Genomic DNA, 26,983 nt, shown 5'->3' on the forward strand with positions numbered 1-26,983 from the left:
CAGGAGTACTCAGTTGACCCAGAGTGTGACACACCAGGTGAAGCAGGCCATCATGGTTCAGCTTTATACTCACGCCTTGTTCAGTCTTCCCTGTCTGGGCCTGCTGGCGTTTGGCTGGAGTCTGCTGTTTCACGACTATCTGCCCGTCAGTGAGGCGCTGGGCTGGTTGGCCGCTGTGTTCCTGTTGCTGCTGTTCCGCTATTGGCATCTGCGCTGGCGTCAGCCCGCGTTGCAGCAGACTGCGGTGCCTGTCCTGGAGCGGGAGATGTTCATCGGGGTGACCGTCACCTCCATCATCTGGGCGCTCGGCGTGCTGCTCTACATGGACAAGCTGCCGGATACCTATCGTGCCGCCATGATGATGCTGACCAGCCTGATCCTCACCGGCAGCGCCATCATGCTGTTTGGCTCTCGCCGCATCGTCTATGGCGCCGTGCTGCCGCTGGGGCTTGCCATGCTGTTCGAGCTCGGAGTGGGCAACGAGCAGGAGCGGATCGTTTCCACCATGCTGGCCGGTTACCTGTTCGTCTTTTTGCCGACCCTGCTGCGCCGCCTGCGCCGGGATCAGGTTGCCTCCCTCTATCACCGTTTCTCCAACGCCGATCTGGTGGCCGAATTGAAGGCGGTGTCGGAGCATCTGCGCCTCACCTCCCGCCTCGACGGGCTGACCGGTATTGCCAATCGTGCCCATCTTGATGACTGTCTCGAGCGGGCGTGGCGGCGCTGTCATCGTGCCAGGGCGCCGCTCTCGCTGGTCCTGCTGGATGTGGATTATTTCAAACAGTTCAATGACTTCTATGGTCACCAGCTGGGCGATGACTGCCTGCAGCAGGTTGGCAGACTGCTGGCCGGGGTCGAGCGGCGGGAAGATGATCTGGCGGCCCGTTATGGGGGCGAAGAGTTTGCCCTGCTGCTGCCCTGTACCGGCATGCAGGGGGCGCTGCAGGTGGCGGACAGGATACGCACCGCACTCAAGGAATTAGGCATTCCCCACCAGAAATCCCTGGTCTCGAGCCGGGTCACCTGCAGCTTTGGCGTGGCCACCCTGATCCCGGACAACAGCATGAAAATCGCCGATTTGATCCAAAAAGCGGATGCGGCCCTCTATCAGGCCAAGCATAATGGGCGGGATCGAATCGAAGTGGCCTTGATGGGTAAGGTTGCCTGAGTTTAACGTGACAGATTGAAGAGGTTGTCTATGCAATGTCATCGTATCGAAGAGCTGCTGGAGTTGTTGCAGCCTGCCTGGATCAAGGAACAGGATCTCAGCCTGGTGCAGTTTGTAGCCAAACTGGCCAAAGAAGCGGGATTTGAAGGTCCCCTGTCCGAGCTGACCGACGACATGCTGATCTATCACCTCAAGATGCGGGAATCCGACAAGCAGGCGATGATCCCCGGTCTGGCCAAGGATCATGTGCCGGATTTCAAGGAAGCCCTGCTCAAGGCGCGCGGCATCAAGTGACCCCGGGCGGTGTGCTGGACACCTAGCCTGGTTTCAGTGGAATCTCTTTGAAGGCGTTTCGTCAATGGGCGAAACGCCTTTTTTGTTACCGAAATTTGCGATCGATCGCCAATATTAGATACATCTAATCCACACAATTAGCAGGTTGTTTAAGATATAATCCGCTCCATAACAAATAAGGGAGCGATGTCTTGCAATGGCCGATCATGAAAAAATCGATATCAAGGATGTCACCGACAAGAGCGTAACCGGGACTTTCAACCCCAACACGTTCAAAGCCAGCGACGACAGATTCAACCCCGGCAACCGCATCTATGTCCGGGCCCAGACCGGTTACTGGCAGCGGGTACGCAAGGGAATGGGATGGTTCTTCGTCGCCCTGTTCGTGCTGCTGCCCTGGCTGCGCTACGAGGGGCGCCAGGCGATACTGTTCGACCTCGCTCACCAGCAGTTCCACATCTTCGGTGCCACCATCTGGCCGCAGGACCTGACCCTGCTCGCCTGGATCTTCATGATCGCGGCCTTCGCGCTCTTCTTCGTGACTACCTTCCTCGGCCGGGTCTGGTGTGGCTATCTCTGCCCGCAGACGGTCTGGACCTTCATGTTCATCTGGTTTGAAGAGAAGCTGGAAGGGCCTGCCAACAAGCGGCGCAAGCTGGATGCGGCGCCCTGGAGCGGCGAGAAACTGGCCCGCAAGGGGGCCAAGCACCTGGCTTGGCTGCTCATCTCGCTGGCGACCGGCCTTACCTTCGTCGCCTACTTCCAGGATGTGACCAAGCTGGTGCCCGATGTTCTGACCCTGCAGGCGGGGGGCTGGGTGATGTTCTGGGTGATCTTCTTCACCATCTGCACCTACGGCAACGCCGGCTGGATGCGCGCCATCATGTGTATCCACATGTGCCCCTATGCCCGCTTCCAGTCCGCCATGTTCGACAAGGACACCTTCATCGTCGGCTATGACACCAAGCGCGGCGAGACCCGCGGTGCCCGTGCCCGCAAGGCGGACCACAAGGCGCTGGGGCTGGGGGACTGTATCGACTGCGATCTGTGCGTGCAGGTCTGTCCGACCGGCATCGACATTCGCGACGGCCTGCAGTACGAGTGCATCAACTGCGGCGCCTGTGTCGACGCCTGCGATCAGACCATGGAGCGGATGGGCTATCCGAAGGGGCTCATCAGCTACACCACCGAGCACAAGCTGGCCAACGACTCCACCCATGTGGCGCGGCCCAAGCTGATTGGTTACGGCCTGGTGATGGCCATCATGCTGGGGGTCTTCGTCTACAACGCCATGTCCATCATGCCGATGGGGCTTGATATCCTGCGGGATCGCAACCAGCTGTTCCGCGAGAACAGCGAGGGGCTCATCGAGAACACCTACACCCTCAAGATCCTCAACAAGACCCTGCAATCCCAGACCTATCAGCTGGACGTGGAGGGGCTGCCGGAGCACGAGTGGTTCGGCCCGCGCGAGGTGACCCTGAAGGCGGGAGAAATTTATACCTTGCCGGTGAGTCTGGCGGTCGACCCCTACAACCTGAAGCGGCCGGCGCTGGACATCCAGTTCGTGCTCAAACGCGAAGGCGCCGCCGCCGATGACAGCAAGGGTACCCTGCGTCAGGCCAGCAAGTTTATCAGCCGGCTATAGCGGCAGGGGGGACAGTCAGTACTCATCAAAGTGGTTGCCCGGTTCAGGCATCCATCTCAACGAGTGGTGATAGAATGGGGCGCTACGGCGCCCCTTTCTCATGGTGGATGACATGCGTTTCAACTATTCCGATCTCACACCCGACCTCATCATGGATGCGCTGGATCTCAGCGGTCTTCGGCTCGACTCCGGCCTTATCGAACTCAACAGCTACGAAAACCGGGTCTACCAGTTTCAGGACGAGGATCGTCGCCGCTATGTGGTGAAATTCTACCGCCCCGGCCGCTGGAGCCGGGCCCAGATCCTGGAGGAGCACGCGTTCGCCGCCAGCCTGGCCGAGGCGGAGATCCCGGTCGCCGCTCCTCTCTCCTTCGCGGGGGAGACCCTGCTGGAGCATCAGGGCTATCCGTTCGCCATCTGGCAGAGCGTCGGTGGCCGCCAGTTCGAGGTGGACAACCTGGATCAGCTGGAGTGGGTGGGGCGCTACCTTGGCCGCATCCACCAGATTGGTGCCAGCAAGCCGTTTCACCATCGTGTCCGGCTGGATGTGGAGAGCATGTTGCACGAGCCGCGGCAGCTGCTGGCGGCCGGCGAGTGGTTGCCGAGCGGGCTGGCCAAGCCCTTCTTCGGCGTGCTCGACGAGCTGATCAAGCATGTCGGCGATGCCATGAGCCTGGATGTCTCCCACATCTCCCTGCATGGCGACTGCCACCCGGGTAACATCCTGTGGCGCGATGGCCCCCTGTTCGTCGATCTCGATGATTGCCGCACCGGTCCCGCTATTCAGGATCTCTGGATGATGCTGAGCGGCGAGCGCCACGAGCAGCTGGTCCAGCTTGATACCCTGCTGGCGGGTTACGAGGAGTTCATGGAGTTTGACCCGCGCGAGCTGGCGCTCATCGAGCCGCTGCGGGCCATGCGCATCGTCCACTATATGGCCTGGCTGGCGCGGCGCTGGGAGGATCCCGCCTTCCCCCGCCACTTCCCCTGGTTCAATACCGAGCACTACTGGCGTCAGCAGATCGCGACCCTGCACGACCAGCTGGAGGCGCTCAAGGCGCCGCCCCTGACTCTGACGCCGGGTTGGTGATCGGGGCGCAACCCGGCTGGTGACGAGCGCGGGAGGAGGGATCCCAGGTCACTTCTTTGCCATTGACGGCGAAGGGGGGACGCAATAGGCTTGGCACTGCTTCGGTTCGCCGGGCGTGCCTCACAGTGATCCCTTAACAGGAAACATCATGAAAAAAATCCTATTTTTCCTCGCTGCCATGCTGATGATGCCCATGGTTCACGCCGCCCCCGAATTCAAGGAAGGCGTTAACTATGACGTGGTCAAGCAGACTGGCACCGCCCAGCCGGAAGTGTTGGAGTTCTTCTCCTACTACTGCCCGCACTGCTCGACCTTCGAACCGATCGTGGAACAGCTGAAGCAGGATCTGCCGCAGGGCGTTCCTCTCAAGAAGAACCCGGTTGCCTTCCTGGGCCGTGAAATGGGCCCGGAGATGCAGCGTGCCTACGCGCTGGCGACCCTGCTGAACGTTGAAGGCAAGCTGACTCCGGCCATCTTCAACAAGATCCATACCCAGCGCAAACCGCCGATGAGCCGCGATGACGTGAAGCAGATCTTCGTGGACAACGGCGTACCGGCCGAAGAGTTTGATGGTGCCGTCGACAGCTTCGCCGTCTCCGGCATGGTTTCCCAGTTTGACCGCAACACCGAGAGCTACAACATTCGCGGTGTGCCGGCCTTCCTGGTCAACGGCAAGTACATGGTGAAGATCGAATCCATTACTTCCCAGGAGCAGTTCAACCAGCTGGTGAAATTCCTGTTGGCCAAGAAAGACTGATCCAGAGTGACCCGATGAAAAAAGCCCGCCGGTGCAAACCGGCGGGCTTTTTGTTTATCAGGAGCCTGCGTCAGATCTGGCAATCCCGCTGGGTGGGGGCCGGGCGCGGCAAGCGGGTGCGGCGGCTGATGGCCTCCGCCAGCCAGACCAGCAACAGTATGGCCAGCAGCAGGGTGGCGGTCTGATCGTAGCGAAACAGGCTCAACGATACATAGAGCTGCTGCCCCAGGCCGCCGGCACCGACTACGCCGAGTATGGTGGCGGCCCTCAGGTTCATCTCGCCGCGATAAAGGCTGTAAGCCAGCCACTGGCGCGTCACCAGCGGAAACAGCCCATACCAGAAGCTGGCAATGGGCCCGGCCCCGCTCAGCTGCAGGGCGAGGCGGGGGGCGGGATCCGCGTTCTCCAGGGTCTCCACGAACAGCCGCGCCAGCACCCCCGTGGTGTGCAGGGTCAGCGCCAGTATGCCCGCCACCGGGCCCAGTCCGACCGCGATCACCAGCAGGCTGGCGAAGATGAGCTCGGGTACGGAGCGCAGCAGGTTGAACAGCAGGCGCAGCGGCCAGCAGTGACGGGCGAGACAGGCGAGTGGCAGGGCCAGCAGGGCGCTGAAGAGGGTGCTCAGCAGCGCCATCTGCACCGTATCGAGCAGGCCGCTGGTCACAATCTTGAGGAAGGGCCATGACCAGTCCGGTCGCAAAAACTCCCCTACGAAGGAACCCAGCCCGCTCAGGGAGAAGCTCAGCATGCGCCAGTCGAGCTGGTACAGGGCGAGGGCAGCGGCCAGTCCCAGGCAGATCAGCAACAGCATGCCGGGGGAGCGGCTATGGCGCAGCCAGGCGCTGAGGCCATCCGCCAGGGTCACCAGCAGGATAAAGGCCAGCAGCAGGGTCACCACCTCGCCACCGGCAAACATGCGCAGGGAGAGTTCGAGCTGCTGACCGAGCCCGCCAGCCCCGACGAAGCCCATGATGACGGAGGCGCGCAGGGCGCACTCCCAGCGATAGACGGTGTAGGAGAGCAGCTCCTGGCGCACCGCAGGCAGCACGCCATACCAGAGTGCCTGCAGCCGGCCGCTGCCGCCGAGCAGCAGGGCGCGGGCCGGTTGCAGGGCACCGCTCTCCATTATCTCGTTGTAGACCTTGGCCAGCATGCCGCCGTAGCTGACGGCGATGGCCAGGATGGCGGCCAGCGGCCCGAGTCCCGACAGGCGCACGAACAGCAGTGCCCAGATGAGCTCGGGCAGGCTGCGCAGCACGATGGCGACAAGGCGCGAGAGGCCCCGCAAGGCGCCGCGCAGCGGACTGGGAACGGGACCCAGTTCGGCCAGCGACAGGGCGCGCGAGCCGAGCAGGGCAAAAGGGACGCCGAGCAGCAGGGCGCCCGCCAGCCCCAGAGTCGCGACGGCCAGGCTCTCCAGGGTCGCGGTCAGGGTCAGGGCGAGAAAGTCCCGATCAAAACGGGGTGGCCAGCTGGTGGCGAGGAAGTTGCCCATCTGCCGCCAGCTCTGGCCGTCGAACAGGCCGAGCCAGCCATCGGCTTGTTGCCACAGGCTGTAGCCGATCAGCAGCAACAGCCAGGGCAGGGGATGGCGCCAGCGGTGGGTCAGTTCAAACACGCCGCCGCCTTGTCATCACCGGTGTAGAGGTCGGCCAGCATGGCCGGGGTAACGGCTGCCGCCGGGCAATCGAACTGCACCCGCCCCTCGCGCAAACCGATGATGCGTGGGAAACGGCCGAGCGCCAGCTCGACCGCATGCAGGTTGGCGACAAGGGTGCTGCCCCGGGCTCGGGCCTGGGCCAGCAGGGCATCCAGGCTGCTCTGGGCGAGTACGGGATCGAGGGCGGAGACGGGCTCGTCCGCCAGGATCAGATCCGGCTGTTGATAGAGCACCCGGGCGATGCCGACCCGTTGCAACTGGCCACCGGAGAGCTCGCCGCAGCGTTGCTGCCACTTGTCGGCGAGGCCAAGGCGGGCCAGCTCGGCCTGCGCGCCTTCGGGGTCGCAAGGACGCAGCAGGGAGAGTAAGGCACGGCCGAGGGACCACTGGCCGAGCCGACCGGCCAGCACGGCGGTCACCACCTTCTGGGAGGCGGGCAGTGGCGGTTGCTGCCAGATCATGCCGATCCGGCTGCGCAGCCGCTGGCGGTCCCGGGTAGAGAGGGTCCAGGGATCCTGCTCCCAGAGGGCGAGCCTGCCTTCGCCGCGCAGCTCGGTGCCGATCAGCCGCAGCAGGCTGGTCTTGCCCGCGCCGCTTGGCCCTATGACGGCCACGCACTCGCCCGCCGCTATCTGCAGGCGAAACGGCTGCAGGATGCGGCTCTGGCCGAGCCGCAATCCTTCCCCGTCCAGCGCGACGGCGATCACTTCAGCAGGCCGGCCTGGGTTGCGGCGGCTTCGATGCCCAGGTAGTTCTCGGGCTTGGTCTCGATGAAGCGGCTGGCGCGTTGCAGCTTGAGGATCTCGGCCTGGGCGGGTACCGCCGGATCCAGGCTGAGGAAGGCCTGCTTGATCTTCTCTTGCAGGGCCGGATCCAGATCGCCGCGCACGGTCCAGTTGTAGTCAAAGTAGGTGGGGGTGGTCCAGATCACCTTGACCTTGGCGGTGTCGACCTTGCCCTCTTCCACCAGTTTCTCCCACACGGAAGCGTTGAGCGCGCCAGCCGGCACCTTGCCGGAAGCGACCCAGGCGACGGTGGCGTCGTGGGCGCCGGAGAAGGCGACGTGGGCGAAGTCACGCTCCGGGTTGATGCCCTGTTCGGCCAGGAAGTGGCGCGGCATCAGGTGACCCGAGGTGGAGGAGGGAGAGCCGAACGCGAAGTCCTTGCCCTTGGTGTCGGCCAGGGTCTTGATGCCGCTGTCGGCATTGGCGATGAACTTGGAGGTGAACTGGGCATCTTCCTGGCGCTGCACCAGCGGTACCACCTTGTCGGCACGGCGGTGGGCCTGCACATAGGTGAAGCCCCCGAGCCAGGCCATGTCCAGCTTGCCGGCGGCCAGCGCTTCGACCACGGCGGCGTAGTCGTTGACCGGCACGAACACCACTTCACGGCCCGTCTTCTCGGCCAGGTAGTCACCCAGCGGAGCAAACTTGCGCTGCAGCTCGGTGGGGGCTTCGTCCGGGATGGCGGAGACCCGCAGCGGCTCGGCGGCGACGGCGCTCAGGCTGGCGAACAAGGTGGTGAGGGCGAGTATCCATTTACGGGTCATGGTGCATTCCTTTGTGGTCTGTCGTTCGGGTAATAGAAAGGCCCGACACGAGTCGGACCTTATCAGGGGGGTCATGGTAGGGGGCCACCGGCCCCGGGCGCAAGATGCTCCCCGCAAAAATGGGGGCTACACCCCGACGTGGAAGGCCTGCTTGAGGTTGCGGATAAAGTCCGCATCCCGGCACAGGGTCTTGCCCGGGCTGTCAGAGATCTTGGCGACCGGGCCACCGTTGCACTCCATCATCTTGAAGACGATGTTCATCGGGGTGACCCCGGGCAGATCGCAGGTGAGCTTGGTGCCGATGCCGAAGCTGGTGTTGATACGACCGCGGAAGTGGCGCATCAGCTGCACCGCCTTGTCGAGATTGAGACCGTCCGAGAAGACCAGGGTCTTCTCGGTCGGGTCGATGCCCAGGCGCTGGTAGTGGCTGATGGCCTTCTCGCCCCACACCACGGGGTCGCCGGAGTCGTGGCGCAGCCCCTGATAGCGGCTGGCCAGCTCGAAGTCGAAGTCGCGCAGGAAGGCATCCATGGTGATGCAGTCGGTCAGGGCTATCCCCAGATGGTCGGTGAACTCGTCCAGCCAGCTGGTGAGGGCGGCGCGCTGGCTGTGCTCGAGCGGGAAGCCGAGCTGCTGGTGGGCCTGGAACCACTCGTGGGCCTGGGTGCCCACCGCCGGCAGCCGGTATTTCTGGGCCAGCTGGTAGTTGCTGGTGCCGCGAAACGCCGGCAGGCGCTCCTTGAGGCGACCCACCACGGCATCCTGCACCGTGTGGGAGAAGCGGCGACGGGTGCCGAAGTCGATGAGGTTGAACTCCTTCATCTCTTCCGGGCTGAGATCCCGCTCCAGCTTGTCGATCTTCTGGTCGAGCCGCTCCAGCGCCTGAGTGACGCCAAACTGGGGATAGCGGAAGCGGTTGCGCATCTCGCTGATGATGGCGAGCACCGGGATCTCCCACAGGATCACGTCCTGCCAGGTGCCTTCGACCCGCACATTGATGCGGCCATCCTGCTCAAACACCTTGAGCAGGGAGGCGTCCAGCGGCTTGCGGCGCAGGTGATCGAGATAATCGGTGGTGAAGAAGGGGCGCTCGGCCAGGAAGTCGAGCTCGGGTCTGGTCAGGCGCAGGGAGCCGGCCAGGCGCAGCTGCTCCTCGATCTGGCCCATCATGGGCAACAGGTCTTCTTCGTTGCGGCTGTGGAATTCGGCCACCACCTCGGCATCCGGATAGCGATGGAACACCGCCTGCTGCATATGCAGCTTGTAGGCATCGGTGTCGAGCAGGCTGTTGAGTATGGGCAGCATATCAGTATCCCCGCAGGCCGGTGAGCCACATGGCCCACCCCTGCTGCATAGGTAGTTTGCAGACGCCGCTGTCGGGCAGACCCTTGAGGGTCGGGGACATATCAGGCGTCCAGCAGGCGTTGTACATCGGTCAGGGTCTGGGCCAGTTCGGCGCCAGCCTCGATCATCTGGGTGCAGGCGCTGGCAACCGTCCCGGCGGCGATGCCACGGCAGGCATCGAGGTGGACGATCACCCGGAAACCGGCGCGGCGCAGTTGCAGCACGCTGGTCTTGACGCAGTAGTCGGTGGCGAGGCCGCCGGCCAGTACGGTCGTGACGCCGCGGGACTGCAGAAACTCGATAAGCCCTGTGCTGCGGCGCTCCGCCAGATCGTGGAAACAGGTGCCATAGGGATGCAGATCCGGCTCGACCCCCTTCCAGACGAAGAAGTCATAATCGACCGGGGCCGGCAGGCCGTCGAGCAGCTCGAAGCCGCGGGTGCCCGGTACGCAGTGCACCGGCCAGGTGAGGTCGGCGTTGGGCAAATCCAGCGGCAGCAGCATGCCGGCGGGATCGGAGACCGCCCAGTCTGCATTGGCGGGGTGGGCGTCCTTGCTGCCGATGCGCAGCGAGGCGAGAGCGGCCTGGGCGTTGAGCGCAGCCACAATATCATCCCCCCCTGCGACGGGCAGTTCATTCGGGCAGAGGGGAGTGAATCCCTTCTGCGCATCAATATCCAGGCTGGCGATGATTCCCATGAGTGGCTCCTGCACATATTATTCGTGTGATATTATCTACCAAACATTAATGGAAGGCGAGCAGGGCGATCGACATGTTGAGAATGAGTCTGGATATGGTGGTGTTGCGACTGCGTGACGAGCGGCTGGAACTGCTGCTGGAGACCCGCGATCGCCCCCCCTTCGCCCATTGCTGGCAGCTGCCTGCCCTGCGCATCGACGAGACGCGGGATCGGGATCTGGATGCCGCCCTGCGCCGCCTGCTGACCGAATGGGGGCTGGGCCATTGCTACAGCGAGCAGGTCTGCACCCTCGGCAATCTGGAGCGGGATCCCCGTGGCTGGTCCACCACGCTCGTTTATCTCTGTCTGGCCGAGCCCGATGTCGAAGTGACTCGTGGCTGCTGGCACCCGCTCTCGGCCCTGCCCGGCCTCAGCCTCGCCTTCGATCATCCCCAACTCATCGCCAGAGGGCTGGAGCGGCTGCGGATCAAGAGCCGCTACAGCACCCTGCCGCTGCAACTGCTGGGGACGGAATTCACCCTCTCCGAGGTGCAGCGCGCCTTCGAGATCATCCTGCAGACCCCCATGAATACGGCGGCGTTTCGCAAGCGGATCCATCGCGCCGAGATACTGACGGACACAGGCCGCAAACGGACCGGCAAGCAGCGCCCGGCCATCCTCTACCGGCTGGAGAGCCCCTGCTGCGTCATGTTCGATCAGGTGATGAATGGAGCGGAAGCATGAGTGATACGAGGGCGCACAAGGTGTTGGTGAGCGCTTGTTTGCTGGGTCAGCCAGTACGTTACGATGGCCAGAGCAAGGGCATTGTCAGCGACTGGTTGGCAGCGTTGGGAGCCGAGGGGCGGGTGCTGGCCTTCTGTCCCGAGGTGGCAGGCGGTCTGCCGACCCCGCGCCCACCTGCCGAGCGGCAGGGGGAGCTTGTGGTGACTGCAAGCGGGCTGGATGTGACGGCGGAGTTTGCGCGCGGCGCCGTGCTGGCGCTGGAGACTTGTCAGCAGCAGGGGATTCGCTTTGCCTTGCTGAAAGAGGGGAGCCCCTCCTGCGGTAGCGGCCGCATCTACAACGGCCGCTTCGAAGGGGTTTCGGTGGCGGGCGAGGGCATGACTACTGCCCTGTTGCGCCGCCACGGCATCGCCGTGTTCAGCGAGGATCAGCTGCCCGAGCTGGCCTCGGCACTTGCCTGGTCGGCAACCTGACTGGACCCAGTTGTCATATCATCCTTCTGCCACTGAGCCAGCACGGCGTCCTTCTCCTGCCAGCGCTGGTTCAGCCACTCCTGGAAGCCGCGCTTGAACTGCTTGTCGTTGAAGTAATCCCCTACCAGTTGTTCGTCCACCGGCAGCTCCTCGATCCGCACCCGGATGCGTTTCATCCGCCCCATCAGGAAGTCCTTGAAGGGGGTCTCGGTGTTGTCCGGGTAGCTGATGGTGACGTTGATCAGGCTGTCGAACTGATCGCCCATGGCCGCCAGGGTAAAGGCGAGCCCGGCCGCCTTGGGCGGCATCAGGTGGCGAAAGCGGGAGCGGGAGGCATCGCGTTTCTGCTCGGTGAAGCGGGTCCCCTCCACGAAGTTGATGACGGTGGTAGGGATGTGGCGAAACTTCTCGCAGGCGTTGCGGGTGGTCTCGATATCCTTGCCCCGCAGATGCGGATTGCGCAGCAAAAACTCCCGTGAGTAGCGGCGCATAAAGGGCATATCCAGCCCCCAGCAGGCCAGCCCCAGCAGCGGGATGTAGATGAGTTCGTGCTTCATGAAGAACTTGGGCACCGGCAACCGGTCGCGAAACAGGTGGCCGAGCACCACGATGTCGGTCCAGCTCATGTGGTTGCTGATGATGAGATACCAGCCATCCTTGCGCAGCCGGGTGTCGTCCTCGACCTGCCAGTCGATGCGGGTGGTGAGGCGGATCACCAGGGCGTTGCAGCCGAGCCACAGGCGCATGAAGCGGTTGTTGAGCCGGCTGCAGGCGCGGCCAAAGGCCGGCACGGGCAGCAGCAGTTTGGCCAGCGAAACCAGCAGGATCAGGCTGGCGCATAAGGCAGTAAAAAGAATGGTCAGGCCGGCGCTGATGAGCAGCACCAACGGGCCGGGAAGCAGGGATAACATGGGTGTTTACTGTGCCTTGGTTGCCAGCAGCTGGGTCAGGGTCTGGTCTTTCTCGCGCCAGATCCCGTTCAGCCACTGTTGAAACTCTTGTTGGAAGTAGGGGTCATTGAAGTAGTCCCCCACCAGCTTGCGGTCGATCGGCAAATAGCGGATCTGGACCTTGATCTCCCCGACTCGACCGCACATGAAATCCCAGTAGCTGGGGATGCCGTCCGGATAGGCGATGGTCACATCCACCAGTTGATGCAACTGATCACCCATGGCTGCCAGAGTAAAGGCGATGCCACCCGCCCTTGGATGGAGCAGGTGCCGGTAGGGTGACCCCTGCTTCTGATGCTTGGTCGGAGTGAAACGGGTGCCTTCGACAAAATTCATCACACTCACCGGAATGTGGCGGAATCTGGCACAGGCTTTACGCGTTGTTTCAATGTCTTTTCCCTTCAAATGGGGGTTCTTTTCCAGAAATTTTCTGGAATATCGCCGCATGAAGGGGAAATCGAGCGCCCACCAGGCCAGGCCGAGAAAAGGTACCCAAATCAGCTCTTTCTTGAGGAAAAACTTCAGGAAGGGGATTTTTTGATTAAAAACCCGCTGCAGTACCAGTATGTCGACCCAGGATTGATGGTTGGCAATCACCATATACCACTCATTCCGGCGCCCTTTGTCCACTCCGACCACATCGAAAGGGGTTTTGATGATGGTTTTCTGGATCAGGTTGTTGAAACCGATCCAGCTGCCGGCACAGCCATCCAGCAGCCAGTTGCAGAAGGTTCGCCAGCCCCTGACGGGCAGCAACAACTTGAGCAGACCCAGGGAGAGCACGGGGATAAACCAGAACAGGGTATTGAAAAAGTAGAGCAGGGTGGAGAGGCTGCCGCGCAGTCGCTCTATCAGCTTGTTGGGCATGATTCGGGTCCGTCTTGCAGTCTGTAGCGACGCATCAAGTGGTCAGATCTGTGGCCATAATATCAGCCGACGCTTTCCAAGACCACGGACAGGCCCTTGGTGAGACGCTTCCTCAGCTCAGCCGCTTCGCAATCTGGAGAGCAGGCGGTCCATGGCGCGATAGCCGAGCGCCTCGATCAGGTGCTCCTTGCTAATGACAGGCTGCCCCGCCAGATCGGCGATGGTACGCGATACCCGCAGGATGCGGTGCCAAGCCCGGATGCTGAGTCCGAGCTTCTGGATGGCGTTCTCCAGAAATTCGGCATCCTGTGGCGATAATCGGCAAATATCTTCGATTTCACGGCTATCAAGCAGGTTGTTGAGCTTGCCATTGCGACTCAGCATGCGCTCGCGCGCCGCCAGCACCCGCTCGCGGATCTGTTGGCTCGACTCCCCCCGCTCCGCCTTACCGGTCAGGCTCCCCTTGGGCAGCAGTGGCACCTCCACTGTCAGGTCGAAGCGGTCTAGGAAGGGGCCGGAGAGCTTGCCGAGGTAGCGCAGGATCTGGTCCGGGCTGGAGCGGGTCTGGCCGTCGCCATAGTGGCCGCAAGGGCTGGGGTTCATGGCGCCGACCAGCTGGAAGCGGGCGGGGAAATCGACCTGACGGGCGGCACGACTGATGGTGATGTGCCCCGTCTCCAGCGGTTCACGCAGGGAATCGAGCACCTTGCGCTCGAACTCAGGCAGCTCGTCGAGGAACAGCACCCCGTTGTGGGCCAGGGATATTTCGCCGGGACGCGGGTGACTGCCACCGCCCACCAGTGCCACCGCCGAGGCGCTGTGGTGGGGCGTTCGATAGGGCCTGTGGTGCCAGTGGCCGGCGCGCGGGGTGAGGCCGCCGATGGAGTGGATGGCGGCGGTTTGCTGCGCCTCCTGCTCGCTCAGCGGCGGCAGAATGCCGGGCAGGCGGCTGGCCAGCATACTCTTGCCGGTACCGGGCGGGCCAATGAACAGCAGGTTGTGGCTGCCGGCGGCAGCGATCTCCAGCGCCCGCTTGGCCTGGGACTGGCCGATCACGTCCTGCAGGTCCGGCACGTCAGGCAGGCTCTCCGTGCTCTGGGGATCCGGCAGCGGCAGCTCGTACTGGCCCGCCAGCCAGGCGGTGACGGCCAGCAGCTGGTGGGCGGTGCGCACCTCGGCGTCCTGGATCAGCGAGGCCTCGGGGCCGTTCTCCCGCGGTACCAGCAGGGTGCGACCCGCATCGCGGCAGGCGAGCACGGCGGGTAGCACGCCGAGCACGGGGCGGATCTCGCCGGTCAGGGCCAGTTCCCCTAAAAATTCGTGATCGAGCAGGTATTTTGCCGGTATCTGCTTGGAAGCGGCGAGAATACCGATGGCGATGGCCAGATCGAAACGGCCCCCCTCCTTGGGCAGATCGGCGGGGGCCAGATTGACCGTGATGTGTTTGGACGGAAACTCGAAATTGCCGTTAAGCAGGGCGCTGCGCACCCGATCCCGCGACTCCTTCACCGAGGTTTCCGGCAGGCCTACCATGTTGAAGGCGGGCAGACCGTTGGAGAGGTGTACCTCCACCGTGACTTGCGGGGCCGCGACACCTAAGCTGGCACGGCTATAAACCACAGCTAATGACATAAATCTCGTCCTTGAGTTGGTATATGTTCTGGTTAACTGCTTTTTGGTGGTTTTTTATCCCAATCCGTCGGCTGCTAAATAGCCAAAATCAGAGGGTTGTCATCTAAAAAAACGCTTGCCCAATAAAAATCACCGTGCTAGTTCTAATAGCCATTCGCGGCATAAACCGCCCCAATTTCACAGGATTTCCGGTTGTAACTATGAACATGGCCTCCCGTTTCGTCAGCATTATTGTGGTCCTAGTGGTGATTATTATCTCACCGCTCGGGGCTCGTTTGGCTGCACGGAACAAGGGATAGACCCACCACCGGACAGAACGAAACAAGCGACCCCCGAGCCTCACGGCCCGGGGGTTTTTTTTCGACCAAAGGACAGGATTTTCCAGATGAACGGCGCGCAGTTTTTGGTACAGGCTCTCAAGAAACAGGGGGTGACCCAGGTGTTTGGTTACCCGGGCGGGGCCATCATGCCGGTCTACGATGCCCTGTATGACGGTGATCTGGCTCACCAGCTTTGCCGCCACGAGCAGGGTGCCGCCATGGCGGCGGTGGGTTATGCCCGCGCCTCCGGTCAGGTGGGGGTCTGCATCGCCACCTCGGGCCCGGGCGCCACCAACCTGGTGACCGGTCTGGCGGAGGCGTTGCTCGACTCGGTGCCGCTGGTGGCCATCAGTGGTCAGGTGCCCTGTGCCGCCGTGGGGACAGATGCGTTCCAGGAAGTGGACGTGCTCGGCATGTCCCTCTCCTGCACCAAGCACTCCTTCATGGTGACGGACGTGGCGGATTTGCCTCAGGTGATTGCCGAGGCGTTCGCCATCGCCAGTGAAGGGCGCCCCGGCCCGGTGCTGATCGACCTGCCCAAGGACGTGCAACTGGCCGCAGTGCCGGCCCAGAGTCCGCTGTTTGCGGTGGCGGAGCCCGAGCATCTCAATCCGGCCGAGCTGACGGCCGCTCGCACCCTGCTGGCCGCCGCCGAGCGCCCGGTGCTCTACGTTGGTGGCGGGGTGGGGATGGCCAACGCCGAGCAGCAGCTGCGCGACTTTGCCGCCGCCACCGGCATGCCTGCAGTCACCACCCTCAAGGGGATAGGGGCGCTCGACCCCGACAGCCCCGTTTATCTCGGCATGCTCGGCATGCACGGCACCAAGGCCGCCAACTATGCGGTGCAGCAGTGCGATCTGCTGGTGGTGGTGGGTGCCCGTTTCGACGATCGGGTGACCGGCAAGCTGGAGGAGTTCGCCCCCGAGGCCAAGGTGATCCATCTGGATGTGGACGCCGCCGAGTTCGGCAAGCGCCGCGCCGCCGAGGTGGGCATCACTCAGGATCTGAAACAGGTGTTGCCGCGCCTCGCCATGTCCCTCTCCATCGAGCCCTGGCGTGAGCATTGCGCGAACATGGCCCGCGAGTACGCATTTCGCTACGACCATCCCGGCCAGCCTATCTATGCTCCGGCCCTGCTCAAGCAGCTCTCTGCCAGGTTGCCGGAGAGCAGCGTGGTGGCCTGCGACGTGGGTCAGCATCAGATGTGGGTGGCCCAGCATATGCGCTTCACCAGCCCGCGCAACCACCTCTCCAGTGCCGGCCTCGGCACCATGGGGTTCGGCCTGCCGGCCGCCATCGGTGCCAAGATGTCGCGCCCTGAAGATGAGGTGTTGCTGGTGAGCGGCGACGGCTCTTTCATGATGAACGTGCAGGAGCTCGGCACCATCCGCCGGGCCCAGCTCAAGGTGAAGATGGTGCTGCTGGACAACCAACGCCTCGGCATGGTGCGCCAGTGGCAGGAGCTGTTCTTCGACGGCCGCTACAGCGAGACCATCCTCTCCGACAACCCCGACTTCGTCGCCCTGGCCGCCGCCTTCGGCATTCCGGGCGAGACCATCACATGCAAGGAGGAGATAGCCCCGGCCCTCGACCGTCTGCTGGCGAGCGAGAGCGCCTATCTGCTGCATGTGGCCATTTCAGAGGAAGAAAATGTCTGGCCCCTGGTACCGCCAGGAGTCGCCAACCACAAGATGATGGAGCAACGCCCATGAACCAGGTCAATACCTTGCAAATCCATGCCCAGCCCAGACCCGAAGTGATGGAGCGGGTGCTGCGGGTGGTGCGCCACCGCGGTTTCAACCTCTGCGCCCTTAACATGGAGCAGGATTGCCAACAGCTGCGGATCACGGTTACTGTCGAATCGGTGCGTCCCATCCAGCAGTTATGGAGCCAGTTGGTCAAGCTGGTGGACGTTTCCCGGGTCGATGCACTGGAACAGCAACCCCGGATCAGAGCTTAAGGAGCCAAGCCAATGTCACAGCCTTCCCAATCCCAGCCGCAATATATCTGGTTCAACGGCAAAATGATCCCCTGGCAAGATGCCCAGGTGCACGTGATGAGCCATGCCCTGCACTACGGTTCCTCGGTGTTCGAAGGAGTGCGAGCCTACGATACCCCGAGAGGCACCTGCATCTTCCGCCTGCAGGAGCATACTCGTCGCCTGTTCGATTCCGCCAAGATCTACTGGATGGAGGTTCCCTACAACGAGGCCGAGATCAATGAGGCCTGCCGCACCGTGGTGCGCGAGAACGGCCTGAAAAGCGGCTACCTGCGCCCGCTGGCTTTCATCGGTAACGTGGGCCTTGGCCTGCATCCTCCCAAGGACGCCAAGGCCGACGTGATCGTTGCGGCCATTCCCTGGGGCGCCTATCTGGGCGAAGAGGGGCTGAAGAACGGGGTGGATGTGTGCGTCACCTCCTGGAACCGGCTCGCCCCCAACACCATTCCCACCGGCGCCAAGGCGGGTGGCAACTATTTGTCCTCCCAGCTGATCAGTCGCGAGGCCAAGCGCAACGGCTTCGCCGAGGGGCTGGCGCTGGACGTGAACGGTTACCTGAGCGAAGGGGCGGGGGAGAACCTGTTCCTGGTGAAGAACGGCGTGTTGTTCACCCCGCCCGCTACCGCCGCCATCCTGCCCGGTATCACCCGCGACACCATCATGACGCTGGCCCGCGATCTGGGTTACGAGGTGCGCGAGCAGGCGCTGCCCCGAGAGGCCCTGTATGTCGCAGACGAGATCTTCATGACCGGCACAGCGGCCGAGGTGACCCCGGTGCGCTCCGTCGATCGGATGCAGGTGGGTGCCGGTTGCCGCGGTCCGGTGACCGAGCAGTTGCAGAACGCCTTCTTCGGCCTGTTCAACGGCCAGACCGAAGACAAGTGGGGCTGGCTGACACCCGTCAACGACTGATGAGAGAGGGGAGGTGTCATGCCTCCCCGAGTCGCTTCCGGTCAGGGCACTGCGCGGTGCCCTCACCAGGATCGATTCCCGATCCGAGAGTCACTTTTTCATTTCCAAAGATAATGAGCCCGCTGGGCATTCAGGGAGTAGAGACAATGCCGAAGTTGAGATCCGCCACCACCACCCACGGACGTAACATGGCCGGGGCCCGCGCCCTCTGGCGTGCCACCGGCATGACCGATCAGGATTTCGGCAAGCCCATCATCGCCGTGGTCAACTCCTTCACCCAGTTCGTACCGGGCCACGTCCACCTCAAGGATCTGGGCCAGCTGGTGGCGCGGGAGATCGAGGCCGCCGGCGGGGTCGCCAAGGAGTTCAACACCATTGCTGTGGATGACGGCATCGCCATGGGCCACGGCGGCATGCTCTACTCCCTGCCGTCGCGCGAGCTGATTGCCGACTCGGTGGAGTACATGGTCAACGCCCACTGCGCCGACGCCATGGTCTGCATCTCCAACTGCGACAAGATCACCCCGGGGATGCTGATGGCCGCCCTGCGCATCAACATCCCGGTGATCTTCGTCTCCGGCGGCCCGATGGAAGCGGGCAAGACCAAGCTCTCCGATCAGATCATCAAGCTGGATCTGGTGGATGCCATGATCCAGGGCGCCGACCCCAAGGTCTCCGATGCCCAGAGCGAACAGGTGGAGCGCAGCGCCTGCCCCACCTGCGGCTCCTGCTCCGGCATGTTCACCGCCAACTCCATGAACTGCCTGACCGAGGCGCTGGGCCTCTCCCAGCCGGGCAACGGTTCACTGCTGGCGACCCACGCAGACCGTGAGCAGCTGTTCAAGCTGGCGGGCCAGCGCATCGTGACCCTGGCCAAGCGCTGGTATGAACAAGATGATACTAGTGCCCTGCCGCGCAACATCGCCACCAAGGCGGCGTTCGAGAATGCCATGGCGCTCGACATCGCCATGGGCGGCTCCACCAATACCGTGCTGCACCTGCTGGCGGCGGCCCAGGAGGCGGGTGTCGACTTCACCATGGCCGACATTGACCGCATGTCCCGCAAGGTGCCGCAGTTGTGCAAGGTGGCGCCCTCCACCCAGAAGTACCACATGGAAGACGTGCACCGTGCCGGTGGCGTCATCGCCATCCTGGGCCAGCTGGAAAAGGCGGGCCTGGTGCACGGCGACGCCCGCAACGTGCTGGGCACCTCGCTGGTGGAGCTGCTGGCCGAGTATGACGTCAGCCGCCAGCCGAGTCAGGAGGTGGTGGACTTCTACCGCGCCGGCCCGGCCGGCATCCGCACCACCAAGGCGTTCAGCCAGGATTGCCGCTGGCCGGAGCTGGATCTGGACCGCACCGAGGGCTGTATCCGTTCGCTGGACAACGCCTACAGCCTGGAGGGGGGCCTGGCCGTGCTCGCCGGCAACCTGGCGCTGAATGGTGCCATCGTCAAGACCGCCGGGGTGGACGAGGAGAACCTCACCTTCCGTGGCCCGGCCCGGGTATTCGAGAGCCAGGACACGGCGGTCGCCGGCATTCTGGATGGCACAGTCCAGGCAGGTGAAGTAGTGGTGATCCGCTACGAGGGTCCGAAAGGGGGCCCCGGCATGCAGGAGATGCTCTACCCCACCACCTATCTGAAATCCATGGGGCTGGGCAAGGCGTGTGCGCTGATCACCGACGGCCGCTTCTCCGGCGGCACCTCGGGTCTCTCCATCGGTCACGTCTCGCCGGAGGCGGCCTCTGGCGGCACCATAGGTCTGGTGGAGGATGGCGACATCATCAACATCGACATCCCGGCCCGCAGCATGGTGCTGGAGGTGGCCGACAGCGTGCTGGCTGCCCGCCGCGTGGCCGTCGAGGCCCGTGGCTGGAAGCCACTCGATCGCCAGCGTCAGGTCTCTTTTGCCCTGCGCGCCTACGCCATGTTCGCTACCAGCGCAGATAAAGGCGCGGTGCGTGATCGCACCCTGTTGGGGGAATAAGTCATGGTCTCTGCTGCGGATTATCTACGCAAGGTGCTGCTCTCCCCCGTCTACGAGGCGGCGCGGGTCACCCCTTTGCAAACCCTGAAAAAACTCTCCGAGCGGCTCGGCAATCACGTCAGTCTGAAGCGGGAGGACCTGCAACCGGTCCACTCCTTCAAACTGCGCGGCGCCTACCACAAGATTGCCACCCTGACCCAGGAGCAGAAGGAGCGCGGCGTCATCGCCGCCTCCGCCGGCAACCACGCCCAGGGGGTCGCCCTGTCGGCCGCCAGGCTCGGCATCAAGGCGATCATCGTGATGCCCAAGACCACGCCGGACATCAAGATCGATGCGGTACGCCGCCAGGGCGGCAACGTGCTGCTATTTGGCAACAGCTTCGACGAGGCCTACGGCGAGAGCCGTCGCCTCGCCGAGTTGGAGGGCTACACCCTGATCCCGCCGTTTGACGACGTCGAGGTGATCGCCGGGCAGGGCACCATCGGCAAGGAGCTGCTGGAGCAGGACACCCATCTCACCCACGTCTTCGTGCCGGTGGGTGGCGGCGGGCTGGCCGCCGGGGTGGCGGTCTACATCAAGCAGCTGCTGCCGGACGTCAAGGTGATCGGGGTGGAGGCGGAGGGCTCCGCCTGCCTCAAGGCCGCGCTGGCGGCCGGTGAGCCGGTCAATCTGGAGCGGGTCTCGCTGTTTGCGGACGGGGTGGCGGTCAAGCGCATCGGCGAGGAGACCTTTCGCCTCTGCAACCAGTATCTGGACGAGGTGGTGACCGTCTCCAACGACCAGATCTGCGCCGCGCTGAAAGACATCTTCGACGACTGCCGCGCCATCGCCGAGCCGTCGGGGGCCCTGTCGCTGGCCGGCCTCAAGGCCTACAGCGAGCGGGAGCAGGTGAAGGGTGGCCGGATGGCGGCCATTCTGTCCGGCGCCAATGTCAACTTCCACAGCCTGCGCTACGTCTCCGAGCGTTGCGAGATCGGCGAGAAGCGCGAGGGCATGCTGGCGGTGACCATCCCCGAGCGCAAGGGGGCCTTCCTCGACTTCTGCCGTCAGCTCGGGCCCCGCATGGTGACCGAGTTCAACTACCGTTACGCCGATGCCGAGCAGGCGTCGCTGTTCGTCTCGGTGCGCCTCAGCGGCGGTGACGAGGAGCTGGGCCAGATCATCGATCAGCTCGGCGGCAACGGCTATCCGGTGGTCAACATGACCGAGAGCGAGCTGGCCAAGAACCACGTGCGTTACATGATTGGCGGCCGCCCGGCCCGGCCCCTCGGCGAGCGCCTCTACAGCTTCAAGTTTCCGGAGCAGCCGGGCGCCCTGATGCGCTTTCTCGAGACCCTCGGCTGTCGCTGGAACATCAGCCTGTTCCACTACCGCAACCACGGCGCCGACTATGGCCGGGTGCTGTGCGCCTTCGAGCTGCCGGATGAGGATGTGGCGTCTTTCCACGACTACCTGCACGAGATTGGCTACGGCTGGAAAGAGGTGAGCGACGACCCCGCCTACCGGCTGTTTCTGGCCAGTTGAGGGGCTGCGCAAAGCAGAGGGAGGCATCAGCCTCCCTTTTTCATTCAGGATGTTTGCGGGCGAGGTCGCCTGAGCCACTGAAAACCGTAGGCCAGCGCAATCAGCAGCAGGGTGCCGGGTAACACAGTCTGCCACAGGAAGGGCAGGTCCAGTCCCGTCATCAGGATCAGCAGGGGGTTGGCGCCCGCCGGAGGGTGGATGATATCCAGCTGTTGCATCAGGGCGATGGCCACCCCCACCCCCAATGCCATCTGCAGCTCCACCGGCAACGGCAGCCAGGAGACGGCCAGACCGACACAAGCCGCCAGCAGGTGGCCGCCCAGCACGTTCTTCGGGCGAGCGAGAGGGCTGTGGGGCAGTGAAAACAGCAGCACGCAGCTTGCCCCGAAAGGTGCCATCACCAGCGCTGCATGCCAGCTGAAGTTCATCCAGCCCAACAGGCCGATTGCCAACGCCGCCCCGCTTCCCGCCCATAGTGAGCCATACCATCTTGTCATTGCAGTTCCCTCTTGGTTTGTCAGTCGTGATTAGGCACATTAGGTAGACAGATCGGTGTACTTCAAGAGGCAATCATGAGTGAAAAGCGTCAGCAACTGGTGGAGACGGCCTATCGCCTGTTCAACCGCCATGGCTTTCATGCCACCGGTGTGGATCGCATCTGGGCCGAAGCAGGCAGCACCAAGCGCACCCTCTATCGCCACTTTCCCACCAAGGACGCGCTGATCGAGGAGGTGCTGATCTCCCGTGACCGGGAGTTCTTCGCCCTGCTCGACCAGAGGCTGGCTGGGCTGATGGGGCGCGAGGCTTGCCTGCAGGCGCTGTTCGACGGCTTCGGGGAGTGGTTCGGCCGCAACGATTTCTATGGCTGCAACTTCATCAACGCCAGCGCCGAGTTTGCCGACCCGCGCCATCCGGTGCGCAAGCTGGTGGTTGCCCACAAGCAGGCGCTGCTGAACTGGGTGATGCACCGGCTCGACTGCAATCTGGCGCAGGCCACCGGGCTTTGCCTGCTGCTGGAGGGGGCCATAGTAATGGCGCACAGCTATCAGCAGCCGCCGGCGCTGGAGCAGGCTCGTGCGCTGGCACAGGCCATTTTGGTCGACGATGCGGCGATAATGCAGCCAAGTTCACACTCCTGACTTGCTGGTCATTTGAGGCTTCTTCGGGATGGGATACCCTGAGTGACGGCGAGGCCGCCTGACGGCTTCACACAGGGAGAGTGCGCACTCAGGCGCCCATAACGACTTATTGCAGAGGCTAAAAATGAAAAAATCGATGCTTGCCGTTCTGGTCAGTGGTTTGCTGGCAACGGGGGCGGTACAGGCCGCCGCCCAGGACAACACCTGGTATGTCGGTGGCAAGGCCGGTTGGTCCAATTTCTATGGTGTGGATTATGACCAGCAGGTTAAGGACGTGCTGGATTTGGTTGATCCCGGCCAGAAGGATAACGATCTTGGCCTTGGTGCCTTTGCCGGCTATCAGCTGAACCAGAATGTGGCGTTCGAATTTGGTTACGATTGGCTTGGCAAATACAAGCTGGACAAGACGGCTGCTCGGGGGACCGAGTCAGCGGCTTTCAATGGCGAAGCTAAAGCCCAGATGCTGCAAGCGACTATGAAGATTGGCTTCCCGGCCACCTCGGCGCTGGATATCTATGGCCGTCTGGGGGGCGCTTATGCCTGGACCGAAAGCGACGTCTCTGTCTGGTATCGCGATTCGGCCAATCCTGGCAATAATCTGTCTGCCGAGAGCAAGGGCAACAAGTATCACGGTGCGGCCTTTGTCGGGGCGCTGGGTATCGAATACGCCATCGACAAGGATTGGGCCGCTCGCCTCGAGTACCAGTACACCACGCCGCTCGGCAAGACCTCGCTGGATGAGTCCGGCATCGAGCTGGACAACGGCCTGCTCTCCGTCGGCATGCTCTATCGCTTCGGTCAAGTCGGCGATACGGTCGCCGCGCCGGCACCGGCCCCCGTGGTTGCCGAACCCGCTCCCGTGGTGGCGCCCAAGACTTTCAGCCTGAGCTCTGACGTATTGTTCGAGTTCAACAAGGCAACCCTGAAGCCGGAAGCCAACCAGGCGCTGGACAACCTGTTCAGCCAGATAGTGGCGGCCAATCCGAAAGACGGGGAGGCCACCGTGGTGGGCTATACGGATCGCATCGGTTCCGACACCTACAACCTCTCCCTCTCCGAGCAACGTGCAAGAAGCGTGGCCAACTATCTGGTCAGCAAGGGTCTGTATGCCGACAAGGTGCGGGTCGAGGGGCGTGGCAAGGCCAATCCGGTGACCGGTGACAGCTGTGCCAGCCAGTCCCGGCAGCAGCTGATCGCCTGTCTGGCACCGGATCGTCGGGTAGAAATCCATCTGGAAGGCGTCTCCCAGCCGGCGCAGTAACCGCCGCAGAGATGACAACGGGAGGCCTGGCCTCCCGTTTTTTATGGTGTTTCGTGTGGCAGATCAGAGCCCGAACAGCGGTCGCAGGCGGATGCCGATCAGGCTGCCGGCGAGGGCCATCAGCATCCAGACCCAGCCGTGCAGGCTACCGGAGGCGGTGCCATCGAAGAAGCCGCCCAGGTTGCAGGCGCTGTACATGGCCCCCATGCCCATCAGCAGGCCGCCGAGAATGGCCGCCATGCTGTTGCCGAGGCGGATCGGGGCGAAGTTGCCGCCACCGCTGATGCAGCGCGCCAACATGGCCCCTAGGATGCCGAGCCAGAACATGCCGACCATGGGGTTGATGAACAGCGGCTGGGCCAGTTTCGGGTTCCCCTCGAACAGGCCGAACAGGGAGGCGCCGCGCAGCGCCATGTCATAGACGGCACCGGTGATGGTCCAGGCCGAGCCATGCAGGGCGACCACGCTGGAGTTGAGCAGGGCGATGAGGATGCCGCCGGTCAGCACGGTGAAACGACCGTCACGCCAGAACAGGTTGCCGCCGCTGAAGATGGGCTTGATCTCGCCGGTGTACTGCCGCTCGCTCTTGCGAAACAGCAGGAACAGCATGGCGACCAGCGCCAGGTTGAGCAGCATGCCGCTCCAGAGGTTGCCGGTCAGATCCTTGGCCAACACGACCTGACTGGAGAAGGTGGCCTCCAGCTCGGGGCGGAACTGGTTGCTGATGAGGGTGCCGATGCCGTAGCAGATCAGCACCAGCCAGAAGCGAGGTTGCCCCTCGCCACAGCAGTAGAGAGTGCCGGTGGCACAGACGCCTGCCAGCTGCATGCCGATACCGAACAGGAAGGCGCCGACGATGAAGGGAATGCCGATAGCCATCACGTTGCCCACCATGGCATCACCAAACAGGGCGTGGCTGAAGGAGAGAAAGGTGGTGAACAGCAGAATCTCGATGGCGATGGTGAGCAGGTGTACCCGCACATAGTAGCTGTTGCGCTTGGTCAGCATTTCACGCCAACCGAAGACGATGCCGAAGCGGCTGAAGGAGAGAGTAAAGCCGAAACCGAATCCAATCAGGGCCATCAGAGCCCATTTCATACCAAAGGTGTTGCCTAGCCAGAGTAACGCTCCCCCCGCGATTGCCACGATGGGGAGCGACCATTTTCGATTCATGATGTTGTTTCCTGTGTGTCATGGAAGATAGCCGAGCATCCTATTCCTCCACGACAAACGGGACCAGTTCTGATTGGCTCTTCGCGTCGAAAGTGAAATGAAAACCCCATCCAGATCAATTTACTGTGCGGCTTGCTCACAGGGTGAACAGCAGAGTGGGGCTAGTCTGCCGACATGGTGCACAACAGGGGCCAGCACGACAGGGGGCGACGCTTCACTGATCAGGAGAAGGCGCGGGAGAGTTCGCCCAGCATGCCACCCAGGATGGAGAGGCTGACGGCGCCAAACAGCAGGCCGGTCACCAGGTTGAGGGGGCGCTGAACCCGGCCGAGCAGGCGTTGTGCCCGGACGGTGGAGAGGCTCCAGGCCAGGGCTCCGAACCAGAAGAGCGACAGCAGGAACAGCTCCAGCACCAGCAGTCCCCGGGTCAGGCCGTCCACCTGGGGCGTCACCATGGCGGCCAGCAGTCCCATGAAGAACAGCAGCGCCTTGGGGTTGAGCAAGTTGGTGGCCAGGCCGCTCTGCACCCCCTTGCGCCAACCGGCGCGCTCGCCACCGGCCTTGAAAGCCTGCTCACCCGCCCCTTGCCAGGCGGCCATCAGCGCCCCCCAGCCGAGCCAACCCAGATAGAGGGCGCCGATCATCTTCACTGCCATGAACAACCAGTGATGTTCGGCGATCAGCAAGCTGATGCCGGTCAGGCTCAGGGTGGCGTGCAGCAAGATGGCGAGCGCGATGCCCAGCGCCGCGCCAAGGGCGGTGGGCCTGTGCAGGCTGGTGCGCAGGATCAGCGCGAAGTCGGGGCCCGGGCTCGCCAGGGCAACGAGATGGATAAGACCTATGGTCAGAAACAGGCTGGTAAACATGGGCATAACCTCAACGGCATGATGAGGTCACAGGATGAAGGAGGCGAGGCCGGTTTGATTGTAAAAGATTGCACCGATCGCCGCGGATCAGTCCGTGCCAGTGGCCGTCATCAGTCCGGTACGACTGAGACGGGGCGCATCTGCTGGCGATATTCGGCGGGGGTGAGGCCGAAGGCCTGCCGGAACCCGTGGTGAAAGTGGCTCTGATCGAAGAAGCCGACCGCGAGCGCCACCTCGCTCACCGGCAGGCCGCTGCCGAGCAGGCGCTTGCTTCGCTCCAGCCGCAGTCGCTTGAGCCAGGCGTAGGGGGTCATGCCAGTCTTCTTCTTGAACTGGCGCAGGAAGGCGAAGCGATCCAGCCCGAACAGGGCGGCCAGATCCTCCAGGCTGTGGCGCTCGTCGAGCTGGGCCAGCAGATGGTCGCGCAGGTATCTGAGCTGGGTATCGGCCAGGGCGTGGCGTTCGGGGGCGAGATGCAGCAGCTCGCCGAGCAGGGCCAGCAGCTGGCTCTCCGCCAGCAGACCGTCGGGTTCAGGAGCCTCGTCCAGATACATGTGCAGGCGGGCGAAACCCAGATAGAGGTCGGGACGGCTCTGCAGTCCCTTGTCGAAAAAGGGTTCAGGGCTGTCCGGCAGCCAGATGGCCAGTTGTTCGGGGGCGATGGCGAACACCCGCACCTCGTACCCTTCCGGCTGTAGGCTCAGGCCGTCGTGCATCTCGTCCGGGTTGACGGTGGAGAGCTCGCCGCGCACCAGGTTGTGGCTGCTGCCCTTGTGGATGAATTTCTGGCCGCCCTGCTGCACCAGACCGATGTGATAGTCGAGGTGAACATGGCGGCCATAGCTGAACTCCCTGTGGTGGGAGTGGGAGAGTTCAACCCCCGGCAGCAGCCGGGATTGCCAGTAGTGGATGCGGGAGTGGAGTGTGCTCATCGTCTATTGATAAC

General features: G+C 63.2%; 26 protein-coding genes. 14 read left to right on the forward strand and 12 right to left on the reverse strand.

All coding sequences use genetic code 11. The annotated features are described in order from the left end of the window. Positions 1-13 precede the first annotated feature (13 nt). The 5 genes from MRK42_RS00910 to MRK42_RS00930 all read left to right on the forward strand — a co-directional run bounded on the left by MRK42_RS00910 (position 14) and on the right by MRK42_RS00930 (position 4,957). Positions 14-1,168: a GGDEF domain-containing protein gene (locus MRK42_RS00910; RefSeq protein WP_042027158.1), complete on the forward strand. Its 1,155-nt coding sequence runs from the start codon at positions 14-16 to the stop codon at positions 1,166-1,168. Between the two features lie 30 nt (positions 1,169-1,198). After that, positions 1,199-1,462, forward strand: coding sequence for a YihD family protein (locus MRK42_RS00915; RefSeq protein ID WP_026457260.1), 264 nt, complete (start codon positions 1,199-1,201; stop codon positions 1,460-1,462). A 196-nt stretch (positions 1,463-1,658) separates the two neighbouring features. Continuing rightward, the gene (gene ccoG, locus MRK42_RS00920) at positions 1,659-3,110 is read left to right on the forward strand and encodes a cytochrome c oxidase accessory protein CcoG (RefSeq protein WP_354688752.1); all 1,452 of its coding nucleotides are present in this window, start codon (positions 1,659-1,661) and stop codon (positions 3,108-3,110) included. Between the two features lie 100 nt (positions 3,111-3,210). After that, entirely contained in the window at positions 3,211-4,200 is a 990-nt protein-coding gene (locus tag MRK42_RS00925) for a serine/threonine protein kinase (protein ID WP_354688753.1), read from the forward strand. A gap of 148 nt (positions 4,201-4,348) precedes the next feature. Continuing rightward, positions 4,349-4,957, forward strand: a complete 609-nt coding sequence (locus MRK42_RS00930; protein ID WP_042027154.1) for a thiol:disulfide interchange protein DsbA/DsbL — start codon at positions 4,349-4,351, stop codon at positions 4,955-4,957. Positions 4,958-5,027: 70 nt separating this feature from the next. Here MRK42_RS00930 and phnE read toward each other — a convergent pair whose 3' ends face one another. The 5 genes from phnE to MRK42_RS00955 form a co-directional block, all read right to left on the reverse strand. After that, entirely contained in the window at positions 5,028-6,575 is a 1,548-nt protein-coding gene (gene phnE, locus MRK42_RS00935) for a phosphonate ABC transporter, permease protein PhnE (protein WP_354688754.1), read from the reverse strand. Then, positions 6,563-7,324, reverse strand: coding sequence for an ATP-binding cassette domain-containing protein (locus MRK42_RS00940; protein ID WP_354688755.1), 762 nt, complete (start codon positions 7,322-7,324; stop codon positions 6,563-6,565). The genes phnE and MRK42_RS00940 overlap by 13 nt, the downstream gene beginning before the upstream one ends. Further along, the gene (locus MRK42_RS00945; RefSeq protein WP_061476843.1) at positions 7,321-8,166 is read right to left on the reverse strand and encodes a putative selenate ABC transporter substrate-binding protein; all 846 of its coding nucleotides are present in this window, start codon (positions 8,164-8,166) and stop codon (positions 7,321-7,323) included. The genes MRK42_RS00940 and MRK42_RS00945 overlap by 4 nt, the downstream gene beginning before the upstream one ends. Positions 8,167-8,292: 126 nt before the next feature. Then, positions 8,293-9,471 carry a nicotinate phosphoribosyltransferase gene (pncB, locus tag MRK42_RS00950; RefSeq protein ID WP_354688756.1) on the reverse strand — a complete coding sequence of 393 codons (1,179 nt, stop codon included), beginning with the start codon at positions 9,469-9,471 and terminating at the stop codon, positions 8,293-8,295. A 101-nt stretch (positions 9,472-9,572) separates the two neighbouring features. Further along, positions 9,573-10,208 carry a nicotinamidase gene (locus MRK42_RS00955; RefSeq protein WP_354688757.1) on the reverse strand — a complete coding sequence of 212 codons (636 nt, stop codon included), beginning with the start codon at positions 10,206-10,208 and terminating at the stop codon, positions 9,573-9,575. Between the two features lie 74 nt (positions 10,209-10,282). Between MRK42_RS00955 and MRK42_RS00960 the strand changes: the two genes are divergently transcribed. Together MRK42_RS00960 and MRK42_RS00965 are read left to right on the forward strand one after the other, a co-directional pair. Further along, complete coding sequence (locus MRK42_RS00960; protein ID WP_026457335.1) at positions 10,283-10,933, forward strand: DNA mismatch repair protein MutT; 651 nt, start codon at positions 10,283-10,285, stop codon at positions 10,931-10,933. Then, positions 10,930-11,406 (forward strand): DUF523 domain-containing protein, encoded by a 477-nt coding sequence (locus MRK42_RS00965; RefSeq protein WP_354688758.1) that lies wholly within the window; start codon positions 10,930-10,932, stop codon positions 11,404-11,406. Before MRK42_RS00960 ends, MRK42_RS00965 begins: the two co-directional genes overlap by 4 nt. Here MRK42_RS00965 and MRK42_RS00970 read toward each other — a convergent pair. The 3 genes from MRK42_RS00970 to MRK42_RS00980 form a co-directional block, all read right to left on the reverse strand. Continuing rightward, the gene (locus tag MRK42_RS00970) at positions 11,361-12,317 is read right to left on the reverse strand and encodes an acyltransferase (protein WP_354688759.1); all 957 of its coding nucleotides are present in this window, start codon (positions 12,315-12,317) and stop codon (positions 11,361-11,363) included. The genes MRK42_RS00965 and MRK42_RS00970 overlap by 46 nt on opposite strands. Positions 12,318-12,323: 6 nt before the next feature. Next, positions 12,324-13,223 carry an acyltransferase gene (locus tag MRK42_RS00975; protein ID WP_354688760.1) on the reverse strand — a complete coding sequence of 300 codons (900 nt, stop codon included), beginning with the start codon at positions 13,221-13,223 and terminating at the stop codon, positions 12,324-12,326. A 117-nt stretch (positions 13,224-13,340) separates the two neighbouring features. Then, on the reverse strand, positions 13,341-14,855 hold the full coding sequence (locus tag MRK42_RS00980; RefSeq protein ID WP_354688761.1) for a YifB family Mg chelatase-like AAA ATPase: 1,515 nt from the start codon (positions 14,853-14,855) through the stop codon (positions 13,341-13,343). A gap of 385 nt (positions 14,856-15,240) precedes the next feature. On the opposite strand from MRK42_RS00980, the gene ilvG reads away from it, so the two are divergent. The 5 genes from ilvG to ilvA all read left to right on the forward strand — a co-directional run bounded on the left by ilvG (position 15,241) and on the right by ilvA (position 21,598). Beyond that, complete coding sequence (gene ilvG / locus MRK42_RS00985; RefSeq protein WP_354688762.1) at positions 15,241-16,887, forward strand: acetolactate synthase 2 catalytic subunit; 1,647 nt, start codon at positions 15,241-15,243, stop codon at positions 16,885-16,887. Beyond that, on the forward strand, positions 16,884-17,135 hold the full coding sequence (gene ilvM / locus MRK42_RS00990) for an acetolactate synthase 2 small subunit (protein WP_354688763.1): 252 nt from the start codon (positions 16,884-16,886) through the stop codon (positions 17,133-17,135). Before ilvG ends, ilvM begins: the two co-directional genes overlap by 4 nt. A gap of 12 nt (positions 17,136-17,147) precedes the next feature. Further along, positions 17,148-18,086, forward strand: coding sequence for a branched-chain amino acid transaminase (locus tag MRK42_RS00995; protein WP_354688764.1), 939 nt, complete (start codon positions 17,148-17,150; stop codon positions 18,084-18,086). A 146-nt stretch (positions 18,087-18,232) separates the two neighbouring features. After that, positions 18,233-20,074, forward strand: coding sequence for a dihydroxy-acid dehydratase (gene ilvD / locus MRK42_RS01000; RefSeq protein ID WP_354688765.1), 1,842 nt, complete (start codon positions 18,233-18,235; stop codon positions 20,072-20,074). A gap of 3 nt (positions 20,075-20,077) precedes the next feature. Next, on the forward strand, positions 20,078-21,598 hold the full coding sequence (gene ilvA / locus MRK42_RS01005) for a threonine ammonia-lyase, biosynthetic (RefSeq protein ID WP_042005589.1): 1,521 nt from the start codon (positions 20,078-20,080) through the stop codon (positions 21,596-21,598). Between the two features lie 44 nt (positions 21,599-21,642). Here the strand turns inward: ilvA and MRK42_RS01010 are convergent, their stop codons facing one another. After that, entirely contained in the window at positions 21,643-22,038 is a 396-nt protein-coding gene (locus MRK42_RS01010) for an HPP family protein (RefSeq protein WP_354689034.1), read from the reverse strand. Between the two features lie 132 nt (positions 22,039-22,170). On the opposite strand from MRK42_RS01010, the gene MRK42_RS01015 reads away from it, so the two are divergent. Continuing rightward, positions 22,171-22,737, forward strand: a complete 567-nt coding sequence (locus MRK42_RS01015; protein ID WP_026457072.1) for a TetR/AcrR family transcriptional regulator — start codon at positions 22,171-22,173, stop codon at positions 22,735-22,737. Between the two features lie 124 nt (positions 22,738-22,861). Next, a complete protein-coding gene (gene ompA / locus MRK42_RS01020) occupies positions 22,862-23,998 on the forward strand; it encodes a porin OmpA (RefSeq protein WP_042027132.1) in 1,137 nt (378 codons plus the stop codon). A gap of 63 nt (positions 23,999-24,061) precedes the next feature. Here the strand turns inward: ompA and MRK42_RS01025 are convergent, their stop codons facing one another. The 3 genes from MRK42_RS01025 to MRK42_RS01035 form a co-directional block, all read right to left on the reverse strand. Next, the gene (locus tag MRK42_RS01025; RefSeq protein WP_354689035.1) at positions 24,062-25,096 is read right to left on the reverse strand and encodes a YeeE/YedE family protein; all 1,035 of its coding nucleotides are present in this window, start codon (positions 25,094-25,096) and stop codon (positions 24,062-24,064) included. A 296-nt stretch (positions 25,097-25,392) separates the two neighbouring features. Then, entirely contained in the window at positions 25,393-26,037 is a 645-nt protein-coding gene (locus MRK42_RS01030; protein ID WP_354688766.1) for a LysE family transporter, read from the reverse strand. Between the two features lie 110 nt (positions 26,038-26,147). Then, positions 26,148-26,969 carry an AraC family transcriptional regulator gene (locus MRK42_RS01035; RefSeq protein WP_354688767.1) on the reverse strand — a complete coding sequence of 274 codons (822 nt, stop codon included), beginning with the start codon at positions 26,967-26,969 and terminating at the stop codon, positions 26,148-26,150. Positions 26,970-26,983: the final 14 nt, after the last annotated feature.

This window comes from Aeromonas sp. 19NY04SH05-1, from assembly GCF_040581895.1.
Taxonomy (GTDB): Bacteria; Pseudomonadota; Gammaproteobacteria; order Enterobacterales; family Aeromonadaceae; genus Aeromonas; species Aeromonas enteropelogenes.